At 38.4% G+C, this 17,560-nt stretch carries 14 protein-coding genes; all 14 read left to right on the plus strand.

The genetic code is table 11. The features are described 5' to 3' along the window. Positions 1-2: 2 nt before the first annotated feature. The 14 genes from KH109_RS05190 (at position 3) to KH109_RS05255 (ending at position 17,307) form a co-directional block, all read left to right on the plus strand. Positions 3-722 (plus strand): LptA/OstA family protein, encoded by a 720-nt coding sequence (locus KH109_RS05190; RefSeq protein ID WP_156719780.1) that lies wholly within the window; start codon positions 3-5, stop codon positions 720-722. A gap of 9 nt (positions 723-731) precedes the next feature. Beyond that, entirely contained in the window at positions 732-1,451 is a 720-nt protein-coding gene (lptB, locus tag KH109_RS05195) for an LPS export ABC transporter ATP-binding protein (RefSeq protein ID WP_008715778.1), read from the plus strand. A gap of 9 nt (positions 1,452-1,460) precedes the next feature. Beyond that, positions 1,461-2,552: an LptF/LptG family permease gene (locus tag KH109_RS05200; RefSeq protein ID WP_119209191.1), complete on the plus strand. Its 1,092-nt coding sequence runs from the start codon at positions 1,461-1,463 to the stop codon at positions 2,550-2,552. An 87-nt stretch (positions 2,553-2,639) separates the two neighbouring features. Continuing rightward, positions 2,640-3,854: a DUF3084 domain-containing protein gene (locus KH109_RS05205; protein WP_257847317.1), complete on the plus strand. Its 1,215-nt coding sequence runs from the start codon at positions 2,640-2,642 to the stop codon at positions 3,852-3,854. A gap of 114 nt (positions 3,855-3,968) precedes the next feature. Further along, positions 3,969-4,496, plus strand: coding sequence for a hypothetical protein (locus tag KH109_RS05210; RefSeq protein ID WP_295216474.1), 528 nt, complete (start codon positions 3,969-3,971; stop codon positions 4,494-4,496). Further along, positions 4,486-5,355, plus strand: a complete 870-nt coding sequence (locus tag KH109_RS05215; RefSeq protein WP_295216477.1) for a YitT family protein — start codon at positions 4,486-4,488, stop codon at positions 5,353-5,355. Before KH109_RS05210 ends, KH109_RS05215 begins: the two co-directional genes overlap by 11 nt. A gap of 9 nt (positions 5,356-5,364) precedes the next feature. Then, positions 5,365-5,937, plus strand: coding sequence for a signal peptidase I (gene lepB / locus KH109_RS05220; protein WP_008715769.1), 573 nt, complete (start codon positions 5,365-5,367; stop codon positions 5,935-5,937). Between the two features lie 612 nt (positions 5,938-6,549). Further along, on the plus strand, positions 6,550-7,812 hold the full coding sequence (locus KH109_RS05225; protein WP_295216480.1) for an S-layer homology domain-containing protein: 1,263 nt from the start codon (positions 6,550-6,552) through the stop codon (positions 7,810-7,812). Positions 7,813-8,418: 606 nt separating this feature from the next. Beyond that, positions 8,419-9,654, plus strand: coding sequence for a putative porin (locus KH109_RS05230; RefSeq protein WP_295216482.1), 1,236 nt, complete (start codon positions 8,419-8,421; stop codon positions 9,652-9,654). Positions 9,655-9,942: 288 nt separating this feature from the next. Then, entirely contained in the window at positions 9,943-10,755 is an 813-nt protein-coding gene (locus tag KH109_RS05235; RefSeq protein WP_295216485.1) for a Cof-type HAD-IIB family hydrolase, read from the plus strand. 12 nt (positions 10,756-10,767) lie between these two features. Continuing rightward, positions 10,768-11,682: an RNase adapter RapZ gene (rapZ, locus tag KH109_RS05240; RefSeq protein ID WP_295216488.1), complete on the plus strand. Its 915-nt coding sequence runs from the start codon at positions 10,768-10,770 to the stop codon at positions 11,680-11,682. 12 nt (positions 11,683-11,694) lie between these two features. Then, positions 11,695-13,044, plus strand: coding sequence for a uridine diphosphate-N-acetylglucosamine-binding protein YvcK (gene yvcK / locus KH109_RS05245; protein ID WP_295216490.1), 1,350 nt, complete (start codon positions 11,695-11,697; stop codon positions 13,042-13,044). 15 nt (positions 13,045-13,059) lie between these two features. Beyond that, complete coding sequence (gene whiA, locus KH109_RS05250) at positions 13,060-14,007, plus strand: DNA-binding protein WhiA (RefSeq protein ID WP_295216495.1); 948 nt, start codon at positions 13,060-13,062, stop codon at positions 14,005-14,007. Between the two features lie 12 nt (positions 14,008-14,019). Beyond that, positions 14,020-17,307: an ATPase gene (locus KH109_RS05255; RefSeq protein WP_295216498.1), complete on the plus strand. Its 3,288-nt coding sequence runs from the start codon at positions 14,020-14,022 to the stop codon at positions 17,305-17,307. The last annotated feature ends 253 nt before the right edge of the window (positions 17,308-17,560 follow it).

The following is a 17,560-nucleotide window of genomic DNA, read 5'->3' on the forward strand; positions in this document are numbered from 1 at the left end:
TAATGAATAAGAAAAAACAGATTGGTATGGCTATTTTGGCTATGCTTATGACAGCATCTGTTACAGCTTGGGCTGCAAATGATCCTTTGACTATTAGCGCAGATACATTATCTTATGATGGCAATACGGGAATTGCTGATGCAAACGGTAATGTGGTAATTACTCAAGCTGATAAAACGATGACTGGTGCCAATGGATGGTATAATACAAAAACTCAGGAAGCAAATCTAGATGGCGGCGTATCTATGATTGGTTCTGATATGGCTATGTCTGCAGAATCAGTGCACAGTTACAATAATAATAAATTCACTGCTAATGGCGGAGTTCATTTACAACGTAGCGATCGTCAAATTTTCGGTGATAAAGTTGAATATAATACAGATACAGAGTATGGTCTTGTATCTGGCAATGCTCGTTTGATTGCAGAAGGTACTACTTTGACAGGTAATCAAGTTGAAGGTTGGCTAAAAGAAATTCGTGCAGTAGCACAAGGGGATGTGACATTCTCTAATCCAGAACGAAACGTATCTGGTTCTGCAGAGCGTGCTACCTATACGCAAACACCTAATCAAAATGATGGGGTTGTACTTTTATCTGGATCTGCTCATGCTGTTCAAAATGGTAATGTACTCAATGCGCCAGAGCTTAAAATTCGTTTAGCTGATGATTCTGCTGAAACATTGGGTGGTCGTAGTACACTTATCATTGTTCCAAATCAATAAGGATTAAATATGTATATAGAAACCAAAAACTTAGTCAAAACCTTTAGCGGTCGCAATGTTGTAGACGGGGTTAGTTTACGCGTTGATAAGGGGCAAGTCGTTGGGCTCCTAGGCCCTAATGGGGCAGGGAAAACTACATCATTCTATATGATTGTTGGCATTGAACGACCTAGTTCTGGTATCATTACCGTTGATGGCAAGGATATTACGAATATTCCAATGTATAAACGAGCTGCAGAAGGTATTGGGTATCTTCCACAAGAAGCATCAATTTTTCGCTCCATGACTGTTGAGGATAATATTCGTGCTATGTTACAAACAACATCAAAGAAATCTGATGAAATTGAAGCTATAGTGGAATCCCTCATTGAAGAATTTCATATTGGTCATGTTCGGGATCGTATGGGGATGCAGCTATCTGGTGGTGAACGCCGTCGTGTAGAAATCGCTCGTTGCCTTGCGTTAGAACCGAATTTTATTCTTCTCGATGAACCTTTTGCTGGCGTCGACCCTATCGCAGTTGCTGACATTCAACAAATTATTTTGCATGTAAAAAATCGCGGTATTGGTATCTTGATTACAGATCACAATGTGCGTGAAACATTGGGGATTGTAGATAAGGCTTATATTTTAAGTAGTGGTAAGATCCTCCTAGAAGGCACCCCTGAAGAAATTGCAAACGACCCAATCGCTCGTGAGCATTACTTAGGGGATAACTTTAGATTATAGGAGGGGACTATGAGATTATTAGATAAATATATATTAAAAGCCTTTGTAGGTCCGTTCCTATTTGGGGTATTTGCTTTTACCAGTATTTTTATTGGCACAGGCACATTGTTTAGAATTGCTCAATATATTACTGAATATGGGGCACCGCTAGTTCTCGTTATGAAAGCTTTTGTGTTGGCATTACCAAGCATTGTTATCTTAACATTCCCAATGTCAGTACTATTGGCTTCACTTATGACCTTTAGTCGCTTGAGCAGTACTAGTGAGATTGTTGTTATGCGTGCCGGTGGTCTTAGCTTTTTACGCTTAGCGATGCCTGTATACATTATTGCCCTTATCATCTCAATTGGGGCTGTCGCATTTAATGAATTTGTTGTACCACGTACAAATAATATGTATCAAACAATTGTGCGTGAACAGATTATGAAAAATGCATCACCTCAAACACAAAATCATATCGTTTTAAAAACAATGAATGGTAATGATTTAGGTACATTGATGTATGCTAAAAGCTACAATGCAGAGACTAAAAAGTTGAGCATGATTACGGTGCAACAATTTGGTGAAGGTGGTAAGCTACAACAGGTTGAGAATGCAGATACTGCCGTTTGGAATGGTCAATATTGGGTAATGCAAAACGGCATCATTTATGATATTTCCGCCGGTGATGGTGTAGAACGTACAATGAAGTTCAAGGAGCAATCCTTACCAATTAAGTCTGCACCAAAGGATATCCAACAAGATCAACGTAAACCTGAAGAACTAACAATCAAAGAATTACGTCATCAAATCAAAGCGTATAAGGCGGCGTATACGAATGCCAATAAACTAGAAATGGAAATGTACCAACGTTTTACAATTCCATTAGCTAGCTTTGTATTTGCTCTTGTAGGTGCTCCATTAGGTCTTCAAAAGCAACGTTCTAGTTCATCTATTGGCTTTGGTATCAGTATTTTAATCATCTTTATCTATTATGGTGTGATGACATTTGCAGGTGCATTAGGTAAAGGTGGGGCATTGCCAACTGTATTTGCCGCATTAATTCCAGATACATTAGGTATCATTGCTGGCCTATATTTGAATTGGCGTGTATCTAAGTAACCTAGTATATAAAGAAATAAATTTGATTTACGAAATAGCATATTTTCGAATCCAATAATTGTGCAATCTTATGAAAGGAGGGACTCGATGTTAGTAGGTGTTAAAATATTAGTTATTATCGCCCTTATGGGTGGACTTATTGCCTACATGGGGGATAAGTTAGGCACCAAAGTTGGTAAGCGTCGCATGTCCCTCTTTGGATTAAGGCCTAAGCATACATCGATTATTGTTACTATCGTAACGGGATTGTTAGTTGCAGCTGCTACAGTAGGTGTATTAACTATTACATCTCAAAGTGTACGAACAGCACTCTTTGGGATGGATCAGTTGCGAGCAGATATGAAGCAACTTAATGATGAGGTAGCTGCTAAGACGCAAGAGCTTATTCGAGGACAAGCATTGCTTGAGCAAAATAAGCAAGAATTAGCAGAACGAATGGCTGAAATAGAGCAAATTCGTAAAGAGGTTGATGCAACTAAGGCTGAGTTGGCTAGTGCACAAGCGGCTAAAGATGCGACTGAAGCTGAGTTAGCTACACTTCAAGCTTCATATGATGAAGTATCTAAAAAATTAGCTGATTTAGAGGCTACAAGAGCCAAGATGGAAGCTCATATTAAGGATTTACAGACAACGCAGGAACAGTTGCAAAATGGCATTATTCATTTGCGTGAAGGTACAATTCTTTTCCAAGTTGATCAATTATTGGCGCAAGCTGTTGTTCGACCTGGTTTGAGTGAAGAAGATAGCAATGCAGCCATCAAAAATATTATTGATGATACCAATAAATTGGTTCTACGCCGTCTTGGCATAGAAGATCAAGGTCAGGCTGTTGTATATGTAGATCGTCAGAATATTGAGGTAGCTACACAAAAGCTTAATAGTGCAAAGACTCCAATGGTGGTTCAAGTGGTTGCTGCTGGAAATATTATTGCTGGTGAACCAGCGGTAGCAGTTATCCAAGTTTACCCACAACAATTTATTTATAAAAATGGGGAAGTAATTCATTCTGCTGTAATGGATGGTGGACCTAACGCTCAATCTGCTATGCTTCAATTCTTAAAGCAAGTAAATGAAAAGGCAAGAGAGAAAGGTATTATTCCAGACTCCTTATCTGGTGATATCGGAACGATACCAGGGGATGATTTGTTTACGGCTATTCGTCGTATTGCTACAATACATGGCAAGGTTCATGTAGAAGCGTATGTTGATGGTGATACATATTCATCTGGTCCTGTACATCTTAAGTTACGTATTACTCAAATGCCTGTTTTTAATGATAAGGCTAAAATGCCAGCTTATTAAATTGAATAGTATTTTGGTTTATATACTTTAAACGAAGGTCTTATGTAAATTTTTACATAAGACCTTCGTTTTGTGTTAAAATATAAATGCTGTATTAGAAATGAGGATAGTAATATGACTGATACTACGTACATTTTGGCTGTAGATCCAGGCAATGAAAAAACAGGTGTAGCAATTGTGACACCTTCTGGTACTATGGTATGTCGTAAAATTATTATGACAAAACATTTCAATGGTGAAATTGAACGTATATTAACTGAATATTATGGTATTGTTCATATGGTATGTGGAAATGGTACAAATCATAAATATTTGTATCCATCGCTTCAACAAATTGGACGAAATCATAAAATTACGACTAGCTTAATTGATGAATCGCATAGTACGGAAGAGGCTCGAAAATTATATTGGAAGTATAATCCTCCTACAGGATGGCGTAAAATTATCCCTACGTCTATGCAATTTCCACCTGAACCTGTAGATGATTTGACAGCTTTTGTTATTGGTTTACGATATACAAAACAACTAAGCCAAGCTGTTAATGACATACAAGGTGATACGATGGATGCTAGTGAGTTAGAAGAAAAAAGATTACATGCTATGGAGCAGTTGTACGGTAAAGGAGAAGTGCATGAAAAATGAAGCTTCAACGCATAAGTGGTCAAATTTTATTATGCGTTGCTTAATGATGATCTTAGGGGCTCTAATTTATACTATAGGCTTAGATTTATTTTTAGTACCGAATAGTATCATCGATGGTGGTGTAGTTGGTATTTCCTTGATGGCTGCAGAGCTTTCCGGAATTTCTTTTAGTATTTTCGTCGTACTTTTTAACTTGCCTTTCTTATATCTTGGCTATAGAGCTAACGGCAAAAACTTTACTTTCTCTACACTATTTTCTATCGTATGGATGGCAATTTTCTCTACCTTTGCTCATGATTTTACACCTATCACAACAGATCCATTCTTAGGTTCTATCTTTGGTGGTATTATTTTAGGTATTGGGGTAGGCCTCATTATACGCAATGGTGGTTCTTTAGATGGCTCTGAAATTGTGGCAATCATCTTTGATAGACGTTCTACCTTCTCCGTTGGTGAAATCGTAATGGCCATGAATCTCATTATTCTTGGTGCCGCAGGTTTTGTATATAGTTGGAATAGTGCTATGTATTCCTTAATCGCTTATTTTATTGCTTATAAGATGATCGATATTACAATTACAGGCCTTGATGAATCTAAAGGGGTAATGATTATTACAGATGCAGAGAATTCTAAGAATATTGCAGATGCATTAAATGCGAACCTCAATCGTGGTGTTACCATTATGTATGGTGAAGGGGGCTATTTAAAGCAACCTAAGCATGTTTTATATTCTGTAGTAACAAGACTTGAAATTATGCGGTTAAAAAATACTGTTTATGAAGTAGATCCATCGGCATTTATTACGATTCAAGATGTACATGATGTATTCGGTGGTAGATTTACAAAGAATGGTCATTAAGGGGTTAATATGAGTAATAAAATAGTAAAAGAAATATTAGATTGGATTTATGCCATTGTATTGGCATTAATTATTGCCATGGTAATTCATATTTTCTTGATTCAACCAACACGTGTATCTGGTGAATCAATGGAGGATACACTACACAATGGTCAATATTTAATTGTAACGAAATGGCATCATATTATGAATGAAATGCCAAATTATGGTCAAATTGTAATTATTGATAGTCGTGTTAATCGTGCACGTACTTGGGTAGATGATGTAGAAGAACCATTGATGAACTATGCATCAGTCTTTAATAAAGCTGCTCAAACAAATGATGTTTGGGTAAAGCGCGTTATTGGTCGCCCTGGTGATGTATTGGAATTTAAAGATGGTCATGTATGGCGTAATGGTGAGCAATTACAAGAACCATATACGAAAGATACAATAATGAATTATACACGCTCCACACCTGTTACAGTTCCTGAAGGTCATGTATTTGTGATGGGGGATAACCGAAATCATTCTAGTGATAGTCGTTTCATTGGTCCTGTTCCAGTTGATCACGTCCTAGGTTTTGTATCCTATGCAATTTAATGCTTCTAAAAGCCTCTCTATAGTAGTAATTACTATAGAGAGGCTTTTTGTATTTAAATAATGGGTTATTTATAGCTTAATAGTTTTAATGACATATTTTAAGCGAAAATATATGATGAATGGCATTGATAAGGTTATTACTAATAAAAATTAGAGAGAGAAAATAAAGATATTAATAATAGAAAAGGGGAATATAATTATATTTTAGTCTGATATATTAGTTTTACATATTAAATAATATAAAGTTTATTATTTTTAATAATTAAAAAGTGTGGCTTTATCATCTAATACACATGAATTTTAGATAAATAAAATGAAATTGTACAAAATTAAATTTTGAGAAATACAGGAGAAATCTATGTTTATAGGTTTATTTTTATTCATGAAAGAAATTTCATCAAATTTAGTTGTATAAAATGCTTTACAAATAATTTGGACGGTGATATATTCTAATCACAGCAAGGCACCACTAATAAAGAGGTGAGGCTGTGATAGATAATATAGTCGAGGAAACGTGGACACTCCTAATATATCTTTCATAGTTATACCACTTATACAGTGAATGTCTTCTGATAATATAAATTCTTATTTATAAGAAAGAAGGAATTCATTATGAAAAAACAATTCGCAACAATTTTTGCAGCAACAGCAGTATTAGGTGTAACAACAGCATTCGCTGCTAACCCATTCTCCGATGTAACTCCAGATAGCTGGGCATACCAAGCAGTATCTCAATTAGCACAATCTGGTATCGTTAATGGTTACCCAGATGGCACTTTCAAAGGTCAAAACAATATCACTCGTTATGAAATGGCTCAAATGGTAGCTAAAGCAATGGCTAACCAAGATCGTGCTAATGCAGAACAACAAGCAATGATTAACCGCTTGGCAGATGAGTTCTCCAATGAGTTGAATAGCTTGGGCGTACGCGTATCTCGTTTGGAAGATCGCGTAGGTAATGTAAAAGTAACTGGTGATGCTCGTATCCGTTACCAAGGCTCTGAAGATAAAGGCGTTTACAAAGCTAACAGCAAATCCTTAACAGATGGCCGTGCACGTGTTCAATTCAACGGTAAAGTTAATGATAAAACAGAAGCTGTTGTTCGTGTAAAAGGTAATTACGAATTCGGTGATTCTACAAAAGGTGCTGATGCAACAATCGATCGTGCTTATGTAGATCACAAATTTGGTAATCATGTATCCGCAAAAGGTGGTCGTTTCCAACAAACAATTGGTGGCGGTTTAATGTACGATGATACATTCGACGGTGCTCAATTGAATGTAGGCAATGATAAAGTTCAAGTACAAGGTGCTTATGGTTACATGATGGCAGGTGCTGCTGATGGTAACTCTAAATCCGATAACCCTTCCGTAGCTTATGTAGGCGTTAAAGGTAAAGTTGGTCAAGAATCTACAGTTGGTGGCTTCTACTCTAAATTATCTAGCGGTAACTTGAACCATAACGGTTCCACAGTAAACTCTGATAGCCAAGACGTATACGGCTTCAATGCAGACTTCCGTAAAGACAAAGTTTGGGTTGGTGGTGAATGGTTGAAAGCTTCCAACGTAAATGATTCCCAAGCTTGGACAGCAGGTGTTGGTTATGGTAATTACGACATCGCTAAAAAAGGTACATGGGATGTAAAAGGTCAATACTTCAACCAAAAAGCAAACGCTCCAATCGTAAGCTCCACTTGGGATCAAGCATATGACTTAACAAATACATCTAATGGTTACAAAGGTTATATGGCTAGCGTAAACTACGCAGTACAAGATAACGTAGGCTTATCTGCAGGTTATGGTTTCAACTCTAAAGACCAAAAAGGTAATGATCTTTCCGATTTCTACCGTGCAGAATTAAACTACAAATTCTAATTCCCTCACAACAAAAAAAGACTTCTTCGGAAGTCTTTTTTTGTTGTATATAAAGAGATAATATTTTCTTTTGTATATAATAGTATATATATAGTAAAATAAATCTATATATAGTAAAAGGTAAAAATTTATTTGATTAGTATGTATATTGATCTATTCCACAATATATTGTATGAGGTGTTTATGAACTATTTATGCATAAAATAGGCCTTAACTAATTAATAGATGTATCGTTAATTAGTAAAACTTAATAATGTATATGATAATAAATCTCATTTAATACAAAAAAAGATAAATTTCATATTTTTAGTAAAAAAATATATATCGCATAAATGTAGATAATACGTGAATTTTGGGGCATTTTAAATTATAAAATTTTTATAATGAGAATTATATTGAGAAAAAAGGGTTTACACGAAAATTTGGTTATGCTAATATCACCCTACAAGAAGTAACAAACACATGAAACGAAGAACTTCGATGTAGAATGTGGCGAGGAAACGTGGACACTCCCAAAAATTCTTAATCTGAAGAACAGAGTAGAATGTGAATGTTATGACTTGTAACATTTTATATTTCTATTTTTCAGAAAGAAGGAATTCAACTATGAAAAAACAATTCGCAGCAATCTTTGCAGCAACAGCAGTTTTGGGTGTAACTACTGCATTCGCAGCTAACCCATTCTCCGATGTAACTCCAGATTCTTGGGCATACCAAGCAGTTTCCCAATTGGCAAACGCTGGTATCGTTAATGGTTACCCAGATGGCACTTTCAAAGGCCAAAACAACATCACTCGTTACGAAATGGCTCAAATGGTAGCTAAAGCTATGGCTAACCAAGACCGCGCTAACGCTGAACAACAAGCTATGATCAACCGTTTGGCTGATGAATTCTCCAACGAATTGAACAACTTGGGCGTTCGTGTAGCTCGCTTGGAAGACCGCGTTGGTAACGTAAAAGTTACTGGTGATGCTCGTCTTCGTTACCGTGATGCTGAACATGCTAACTCCAAATTCGACGCTCGTGCACGTGTACAATTCAACGCAAAAGTAAACGATCGCACTGACGCTGTAGTTCGTTTGACTTCTGGCAACTTCGAATTAGGTAACTCTGAAAATGGTGGTAATGCAAACGCTACAATCGACCGCGCTTATGTAAACCACAAATTCGGTGAACGCGTATCTGCAAAAGCAGGTCGTTTCAACCAAGTTCTTGGTGGCGGTCTTGCATTCGATGGCACATTCGACGGTGCTCAATTGAACGCTGGTAACGATAAAGTTAACTTCCAAGCAGCTTACGGTTACATGGTATCCGGTGACAATGGTATTATCGCTGGTGCAACTACTAACAAATTAACTAAAGAAGCTAACGTAACTAACACTTACCTTGGCTTGAACGGTAAAGTAGGTAAACACACTATGGTTGGTGGTTTCTACGATCGTGTAAACCAAGATAGCTCTAATGGTTACAAAAACATCTACGGCTTCAACGCTAATGCTAACTTCGACAAAGTTTGGGTTGGTGGTGAATGGTTGAAAGACTCCCATGTAGACGACTCTCAAGCTTGGACTGCAGGTCTTGGCTATGGTAACTACAACATCGCTAAAAAAGGTTCTTGGGATGTTAAAGGCCAATACTTCAACCAAAAAGCTAACGCTCCTATCGTTGATACTACTTACAACCACCTTTACACTACAGATGCTAAAGGTTGGATGGCTTCCGTTAACTATGCATTGCAAAACAACGTTGGCTTGTCTGCTAACTACGGCTTCGACTGGAAAGATCAAGCTGGTAACGATCTTTCTGACTTCTACCGTGCAGACCTTAACTACAAATTCTAATTTGATAGTTAACCATATAAAAGGGACTCCTTCGGGAGTCTCTTTTTTTATGAATAATCTATAGATTCCTATAACAAATTGATATAGAATGCCTTTTATTATGCAATTTTGATAATTAAAGATCAACTTATATACAAATAATACTTATCTTTTATTTTGTGATTTATTAGCTCTGTTACTGGGAGAAGTAAAATATTTTTGATAGAGTATTACTGTATATTTCTATCTATATAAGTATTATAAATGGTATAATAAAGAGTATTAGATTTTCTTGTGAAGGAGGTAAGAATGAATCCTTCTTTTTCTCATATAAAAATGGTAGCTATCGATTGTGATGAGACGTTAGTTCGAAGTGATAATACAGTTTCTTCGTATACGGTTGATGTATTGCATCGCTTGCAGCAAAAGGGAATTGGTATAACAATTGCTACTGGACGCATGTATCAAACGGCAAAACCAATTGGATTAGCATTACAACTTGGCAATGTTCCTATGATATTGTTCTCTGGTGGTTTAATCCAGGAGTTAGAAACGGGATATAAGCTATTTGAACAAACTGTTCCTATAGATGTAGTACATCGTGTTTTTCAACTCGGCCAACAATATAGTTGGCATATACAATCGTATGTAGATGATCATTTACTATGTCATCATAAAAATTGGCAATCCGATCATTATGAACAGCAAACAGGGGCTGTAGCTGAGTTTTTAGGTGATACAATTTATACACTTTCTTCAGAACCCAATAAGCTCATTGCTATCGATACAGAGGAAGGAATCGATAGAATTATTGATATCTTGACCCCATTAGTTGGTAATCAAGTTACATTAGTGCGTAGTCAACGAGATTTCCTCGAAATCACTGCACCGAATGTATCAAAAGGGCGTGCATTAGCTCAATTAGCTCTAGATAATAATCTTAGTCTTGAAAATATAGTTTCCTTTGGAAATGCAGAGAACGATATTTCTATGCTTAGTGAAACAGGGTATTCAGTAGCTGTTTCAAATGCAACAGAACATGTAAAATCTGTGGCTAATGAAGTATGTGGTCATCATAATGAAGATGGTGTAGCTCACTGGATTGAGAAGAATCTTTTATAATGGAGTAAAACTATGGAAGCATTTCGTTTATTAATTGTTACAGGCATGTCTGGTGCCGGCAAAACTCAGGTTCTACAAGCATTAGAGGATATGGGCTATCTATGTATTGATAATATTCCTCCTGTACTTATTCCTAAGCTAAGTGAAATTTGTCGACAAGGTGGAGAACGTACAAACCGCGTAGCTTTAGTTGTAGATATTCGCGGTGGTGAATTCTTTGAAGCCCTTTCATCATCTCTTGAAACATTAAGAGAAATGAAGGTAGATTATGAAATTGTCTTTATGGATGCTACAGATGAGACGTTAATTAGAAGATATAAAGAAACTCGTCGCAGCCATCCACTAGCTCCAGATGGGATGATCACTACAGGTCTAAAAGAAGAACGTCAGATATTAAATTCTGTACGACATAAAGCAGACTTCATTATTGATACAACGAATATGAAAACTGCGAGCCTCAAAGAGTATTTAAAAACTCGATTCACTCAAGTTGATGAAGGGCATGGCATGTCTATTACAGTTGTAAGCTTTGGCTTTAAATATGGATTACCATTGGATGCGGATATGGTTTGGGATGTTCGATTCTTACCAAACCCATTCTACATTCCAGATTTCCGTCATAAAACAGGTCGTGTGAAAGCTGTAAATGAATATATTCATTCCTTTGAAGTTACAGAGGAATTTAAAAAGCGTTATTTTGATACTATTGATTTTCTTGTGCCTAATTATGAACAAGAAGGGAAGTCTCAATTTATCGTTGCTGTAGGCTGTACAGGTGGTATGCATCGATCTGTGGCTATGGCAGAAGCATTATATTCGCATCTATTAGAAAACGGCTATCGCGTTTCTGTAGAACATCGAGATATGATGAAAAATAATGTAGAAGAAGATTATAATCCTCATGAAATTAAAACATTTGGTAACTAGATAGGGGTTCATATGTTGCGAAAAAGATGGTTTCGGTGGCTTATTCCGGGCCTAAATATAAAACGTTGGCTTGCCCTATTTAGTTGTGGTGTAGGTCTTTTAATCATAGGCATTTCATTGATATTTAATTATCAATGGCTTGCCGTTCTTGAAGATATTGTATTAGCCTTTTCTTATAATATGACGGGCTTTTACAATTATAATGTGCTCATTGCTGTAGGCGCTGTTGTACTATCGATTGGCGCTGTGTTAATGTTAATCGGTACGAGTAAGGTTATTAAAACGATTATTCGTGCTGTATTACCTAATCCTGATAGTAAGGTGTCAGATATTATTTTCCAAAATATACGCCTCGATAAAGGTCCTAAGATCGTTGTTATCGGCGGTGGTACAGGGCTATCAAATTTATTACGTGGATTAAAAATACACACCTCTAATTTGTCTGCTATTGTAACCGTAGCTGACGATGGTGGTTCATCGGGGCGCTTGCGTGAAGATTTTAAAATGATTGCTCCTGGCGATTTGAGAAACTGCTTGATTGCATTAGCTGAACAAGAAGGGGTTATGGAAAATCTTTTCCGTTATCGCTTTGAAGGAGAAAATGAGCTATCTGGACATAGTTTTGGTAATCTCTTTATCACAGCACTTGCTCAAGTATATGATGGCGATGTGGAGGAAGCGCTTGAAGCGGCTAGTAAATTGTTGCGTGTACGAGGCCGTGTAATTCCGTCGTCTACTGAGTTCATTAAATTAGTAGCGGAGATGACCGATGGTACTATCGTAGAAGGTGAAAGTAATATTCCTAATTCTGGTAAACGCATTCGCCATATGTATAGTGAGCCAGCACAACCAAAACCAGAAGGTGCTGCGTTACGTGCTATCGATGAAGCAGATGTTATCATCTTTGGACCAGGTAGCTTATATACAAGTATCATTCCGAATTTGTTAACTGATAAAATTGCATCTCATGTACGCGCTAGCAAGGCAAATAAAATTTACATTGCTAATGTTATGACTCAACCTGGTGAAACTACAGGTTATACCTTAAGTGATCATGTGGAGGCTCTCATTGCACATGGTGGTGAAGGCATTGTAGATACTGTACTTGCTAACGATGGACCACTACCAATTCAAATGGTAGAACAATATAGTGCTGTAGGTTCAGAGCCTGTAGTATTAGATACTAAGAAGCTACAAGCTAAAGGAATACGTACGATTCGGGCTACATTGATAAGTCCTAAAAAGCCCGCTGTTCATGATCCTGAACGGTTAGGTAAAGTAATTATGGATATTGTGCATGCTATGCAATCAAATACTGAACCACATATCCTAGAGTATTATCTCCAACGAGATGATCATTAATGAGAAGGGATACCTATGTCATTTGCTGAAGATGTAAAAAATGAATTATGCCAATATGAATCCTCTAGTGATGCAGATTTGGCCATGAAAATTGAAGCGTCTTGCTTATTGCGCATGGGTGGATCTATCATTCTGGGGATGAAGGGTGCTGTTGGTATTAGATTGGCTACTGCAAATAATGCAGTAGCTCGTCGCTTGTTAGGCATATTAAAAAAACAATATGAATTACCTACCAATGTATTAGTACGACAAGGGCTAAACTTGCGCAAGAAAAATATGTATACTTTATCTGTAGAGCCATCTATAGAAGGGCGACAGGCGTTAGAAGATCTTGCTTTATGGCCTGTAACTGAACAAATTCCTCGTAGTTGGCTTAAATCTATGGAGGCACGACGTGCTTTTTTACGGGGTGCCTTTTTAGGCGGTGGCTCTGTTAATAAGCCACAAAGTGACTATCATCTCGAGTTTATGACGGGGAATGAGAATTTTGCAAAGGAAATTATACATGTATTGCGGTTATTTCATATTCATGCAGGTTTGACTGAGCGTAAGGAAGAGTATGTAGTATATCTTAAAGAAGGGGACGCTGTAACGAATTGCTTGCAAATTATGGGTGCTCAATCAGCACTGATGGAATTTGAAAATGTGCGCATAATGAAAACTGTACGAAATCAAATTAATCGACAAGTAAACTGTGAGACTGCAAATTTGCAAAAGGTTGTAGATGCTGCAGTACGCCAGGTAAAGGCTATTCGAATTATCGATAGAGAAATTGGTATTGATGAGTTGCCTGAAAAGTTGCGGATTGTAGCAAGATTGAGATGGGACAATCCAGAAGCGAGTCTGAAAGAACTTGAAGAATTGATGGATGGCAAATTATCTAAGTCGGGTATTGGACATCGTTTAAAGAAAATCGAAGCATTAGCACTTACGTATGACCCTATGGGGCTTGAAGAAATATAGAGGTATTAATATATGTTTTCTTATAAATCAAAATATTGTGTAGCCGCAGCGATGGCCGCCATGGCTGCTCTTACAGGCCATGTAGAGGCTCGTGATATAGATTTACAATCAATTGGATATTTTCAGTTTTCTCCGTTGCCACCAAGTTTGGTGTCTCAAACGGATACATTGCTACTATCAGATAGCCCTGAATATGTAGGACCAGTAGGTGGTACGCTTAGTGCAGGTACAATTAATGGAAATGGTCGTATCTATTTTTACCATGTAAATGAAATGGATCAGCCTCATAAGATTGCTATCGTATTGGAGAATCAATCGGCGTATCCCAATACTGTTCATGTGATGAGACAGTTGAAATCTGTGGCTACACCAGATTATTTCGCTGCTGGTCGTGATTTATCCCGGAAGGACTTAGAGCATCCTTTAGATGAAAGTCCCAATGCGAGACCTTTATATTCGCTAAGTATTCCGCCACAAGGGCGCCAATTAATCTTTAGTGATTTGGAAAATACACCAGTATATCAAGATGCATTATTTACCGGTATCGTAGATATTAAAACAGAGGCACCAATCTTTGCTCGTGTTATGATGTTGCCTATGGGGATGGATGCCATTGATGCATCTCATTGGGCTAAAAATTTACCTATTGATGAAATTCAATTGCGCGGTACATATACGGGGGCTAAACGTAATATGGAGGTTACCACACCTTTTGATACTACATTAGGTGGTGCTTTTGTAGAAATCGGTAATGACCGTGAAGATATGTTTATCAACGGTGTAGACGAAATGCAAAATAAAGCATTTGTTCGTGACCGTGGTAACTATGGTGTTTCATATACTTTAAAAATTCCTACAAAAGGTAATGAACCATTTAGATTGTATTTTAACCCTCTTGGTGGACCATATTCCGGTTCCTTTACGGTGAAAGCATTACACCAACAAGGTGCTCGTCGCGGTCAAACAGATACACGAACCTATCATATTGGCGGTGCTGATGGTATCTCTGCACTTGGGGATGGAACTATTTTAGATAGTCGCATCATGGGTAACTATAACGCAGGTGATTTATTAACCTTGAATTTTATGCCTGCAGGGGCATCTAATTTGCCGATACGGTTCTTGTTAATTCCTGAATCTCTTGCGAATCCACAAAAACATCAAACTATTGCTGTTAATGTTCCTAAGGATGTAAAAGATAGTTTAGGTCACCCAACTCAAAGTGGCACACAAATCCCTGTAGGTCCTATAAACGGTAAAGATACAAATAAGGGCACTGTAGATAGTTCCAAATCGACTATGACTCCTGCTAAACAGGCAGAAACAATTGCTCATGAAGAAACAAAAAAATTGAGTGATAAAGCTGCAGCAGATGCTAAAAAAGAGGCACAACTCAAAAAAGCAAAAGAGGCAGAAGAAGCATTAGCGCGTAAGAAGGCTGAAGAAGCTCGTATAGCAGCAGAAAAGGCCGAATTGGCGCGTAAAGCAGCAGAAGCAAAACATGCTGAAGTGGAGCGCAAACTAGCAGAGAAAGCTGAGGCGGATCGCAAAGCTGCTGAATTGAAGGCGGCTCAAGAAGCACAAGCTGCAAAAGAAAAAGCTGCATTAGAAGCTAAAAAAGCTGAAGAAATGCGTCAAGCAGAAGAAGCTAAACGACTAGAAGCTGAAAGAAAAGCTGAGCTTGATCGAAAAGTAGCTGAAGCACGTAAGGCTGAAGAAGAACGTAAAGCAGAAATGGTGCGTATTGAAGCTGCAAGAAAGGCTGAAGCGGATCGTTTAGAAGCGGCCCGTAAAGCAGAGGAAGCTCGTGTAGCGGCAGAAGCGAAACGTCTTGAAGAAGAACGTAGAATAGAAGCGGCTCGTATTGAAGCCGCTCGTAAAGCTGAAGAAGCTAGACAAGCCGCAGAAGCCAAGGCTCGATTTGAAGCACAACGGGCGGCAGAAAAGGCAGCATTAGAGGCAAAAAAAGCTGAAGAAGAACGCTTAGCAGCTGAAGCGAAAGCGCGTTTAGCAGCACAGCGAAAAGCAGAACAAGAAGCATTAGAAGCACGCCGCGCAGAAGAAGCACGGAAAGCTGCAGAGGCGAAAGCGGCATTAGAAGCACAACGTGCAGCTGAACAGGCTGCGTTAGAAGCGAAACGTCAAGAAGATGCTCGTAAAGCGGCAGAAGCAAAAGCAGCCTTAGAAGCACAACGTATTGAAGCGGCAAGAAAAGCTGAAGAAGCACGTCGTGCAGAAGAAGCGAGAAAGGCTGAGGAGGCAAGAATCGAAGCGGCCCGTAAAGCAGAGGAAGCTCGTGTTGCAGCAGAGGCTAAACGTGCAGAAGAAGCGCGTAAGGCTGAAGAGGCAAGAATTGAAGCGGCCCGTAAAGCTGAAGAAGCGCGTAAGGCTGAAGAAGCACGCCGCGCAGAAGAAGCACGTCGCTTAGAAGTAGCTAGACTTGAGGCACAACGCAAGGCCGAGCAAGAACGACTTGAAGCGGCTCGTAAAGCTGAAGAAGCTCGCGTTGCTGCTGAAGCAAAACGTCAGGAAGAATTGCGTAAAGCCGAGGAAGCTCGAATTGCAGCAGAAGCAAAACGAGCAGAAGAACTTCGTAAGGCAGAAGAAGCTCGAATTGCAGCGGAAGCAAAACGGGCAGAAGAGGTTCATAGAGCAGAGGAAGCACGCCGCATAGAAGAGGCTAGACGAGCAGATGAAGCACGAAAAGCCGAAGAAGCTCGTATAGCTGCTGAGGCACGTAAAGCAGAGCAAGCTAGATTGGCTGCAGAACGTGCAGAGGCTGAACGCCAAGCAGCAGAGGCAAAACGCATTGCTGAAGAACGTTACCAAGCTCACTTAGAAGCGGAACGTAAGGCGGAAGAAGCTCGGCAGCAAGCTCTTGCACAAGCCGAAGTTGAACGTAAAGCAAAAGAGCGAGCTGAAGCGATTCAACGTGTCAAAGAACAACAAGAAAATGCTCGTCGTCGTGCAGAACTTGCACGTCAACAAATTGAGGCAGAACGTAAGGCAGCACAAGCGGCTAAAACAGGACCTTCCTTCAGTGAACTTGATGATGTACATGAGGATACACCAAGTGTAACTATTCCAAATGCTGTATCTATTGATGAGTTGACTAAACCTAGACCGACTGCATCTCAAAATACACGTCGTCGTGACCAACGGCAACCACAACAAAATCAACAATATGCACAGCAAAATCCAATGACTGATGGTCAACAAGATCAAGCTTCTTATAGTTCACAGCAAGATCAACAAAATGATGATCAAAATCCACCAAAATTATATCCTATGGGGCACTAATATTAGCTTATAATAATGGAAATTATTTGTATCTAATTATAGATTGATTATAAGGAAACAATTGGTGAAGTATAGAGAGGACAAGCCACTTTTGAGGGTTTGTCCTCTTTTTAAAATACTTATGAACTTTTGCTTTCACATTGACTTTCAAGAGGAGATTCAGTACAATAAATAAAGAAAATGCATCCATGGTACGAGAGACCATTGCATAGTACAAAACCTTTTAATTTAGTCCAGAGAGGCTGAGAAAGGA

Source organism: Veillonella sp., from assembly GCF_018381775.1.
Taxonomy (GTDB): Bacteria; Bacillota; Negativicutes; order Veillonellales; family Veillonellaceae; genus Veillonella.

Excerpts from the sequence above, each read along its gene's own strand:
- rapZ (WP_295216488.1), top strand. The coding sequence starts at position 10,768 with ATGGAAGCATTTCGTTTATTAATTGTTACAGGCATGTCTGGTGCCGGC.
- KH109_RS05190 (WP_156719780.1), top strand. The coding sequence starts at position 3 with ATGAATAAGAAAAAACAGATTGGTATGGCTATTTTGGCTATGCTTATG.
- KH109_RS05225 (WP_295216480.1), top strand. The coding sequence starts at position 6,550 with ATGAAAAAACAATTCGCAACAATTTTTGCAGCAACAGCAGTATTAGGT.
- KH109_RS05210 (WP_295216474.1), top strand. The coding sequence starts at position 3,969 with ATGACTGATACTACGTACATTTTGGCTGTAGATCCAGGCAATGAAAAA.
- lptB (WP_008715778.1), top strand. The coding sequence starts at position 732 with ATGTATATAGAAACCAAAAACTTAGTCAAAACCTTTAGCGGTCGCAAT.
- KH109_RS05230 (WP_295216482.1), top strand. The coding sequence starts at position 8,419 with ATGAAAAAACAATTCGCAGCAATCTTTGCAGCAACAGCAGTTTTGGGT.
- yvcK (WP_295216490.1), top strand. The coding sequence starts at position 11,695 with ATGTTGCGAAAAAGATGGTTTCGGTGGCTTATTCCGGGCCTAAATATA.
- KH109_RS05215 (WP_295216477.1), top strand. The coding sequence starts at position 4,486 with ATGAAAAATGAAGCTTCAACGCATAAGTGGTCAAATTTTATTATGCGT.
- KH109_RS05205 (WP_257847317.1), top strand. The coding sequence starts at position 2,640 with ATGTTAGTAGGTGTTAAAATATTAGTTATTATCGCCCTTATGGGTGGA.
- KH109_RS05200 (WP_119209191.1), top strand. The coding sequence starts at position 1,461 with ATGAGATTATTAGATAAATATATATTAAAAGCCTTTGTAGGTCCGTTC.
- KH109_RS05235 (WP_295216485.1), top strand. The coding sequence starts at position 9,943 with ATGAATCCTTCTTTTTCTCATATAAAAATGGTAGCTATCGATTGTGAT.
- lepB (WP_008715769.1), top strand. The coding sequence starts at position 5,365 with ATGAGTAATAAAATAGTAAAAGAAATATTAGATTGGATTTATGCCATT.
- KH109_RS05255 (WP_295216498.1), top strand. The coding sequence starts at position 14,020 with ATGTTTTCTTATAAATCAAAATATTGTGTAGCCGCAGCGATGGCCGCC.
- whiA (WP_295216495.1), top strand. The coding sequence starts at position 13,060 with ATGTCATTTGCTGAAGATGTAAAAAATGAATTATGCCAATATGAATCC.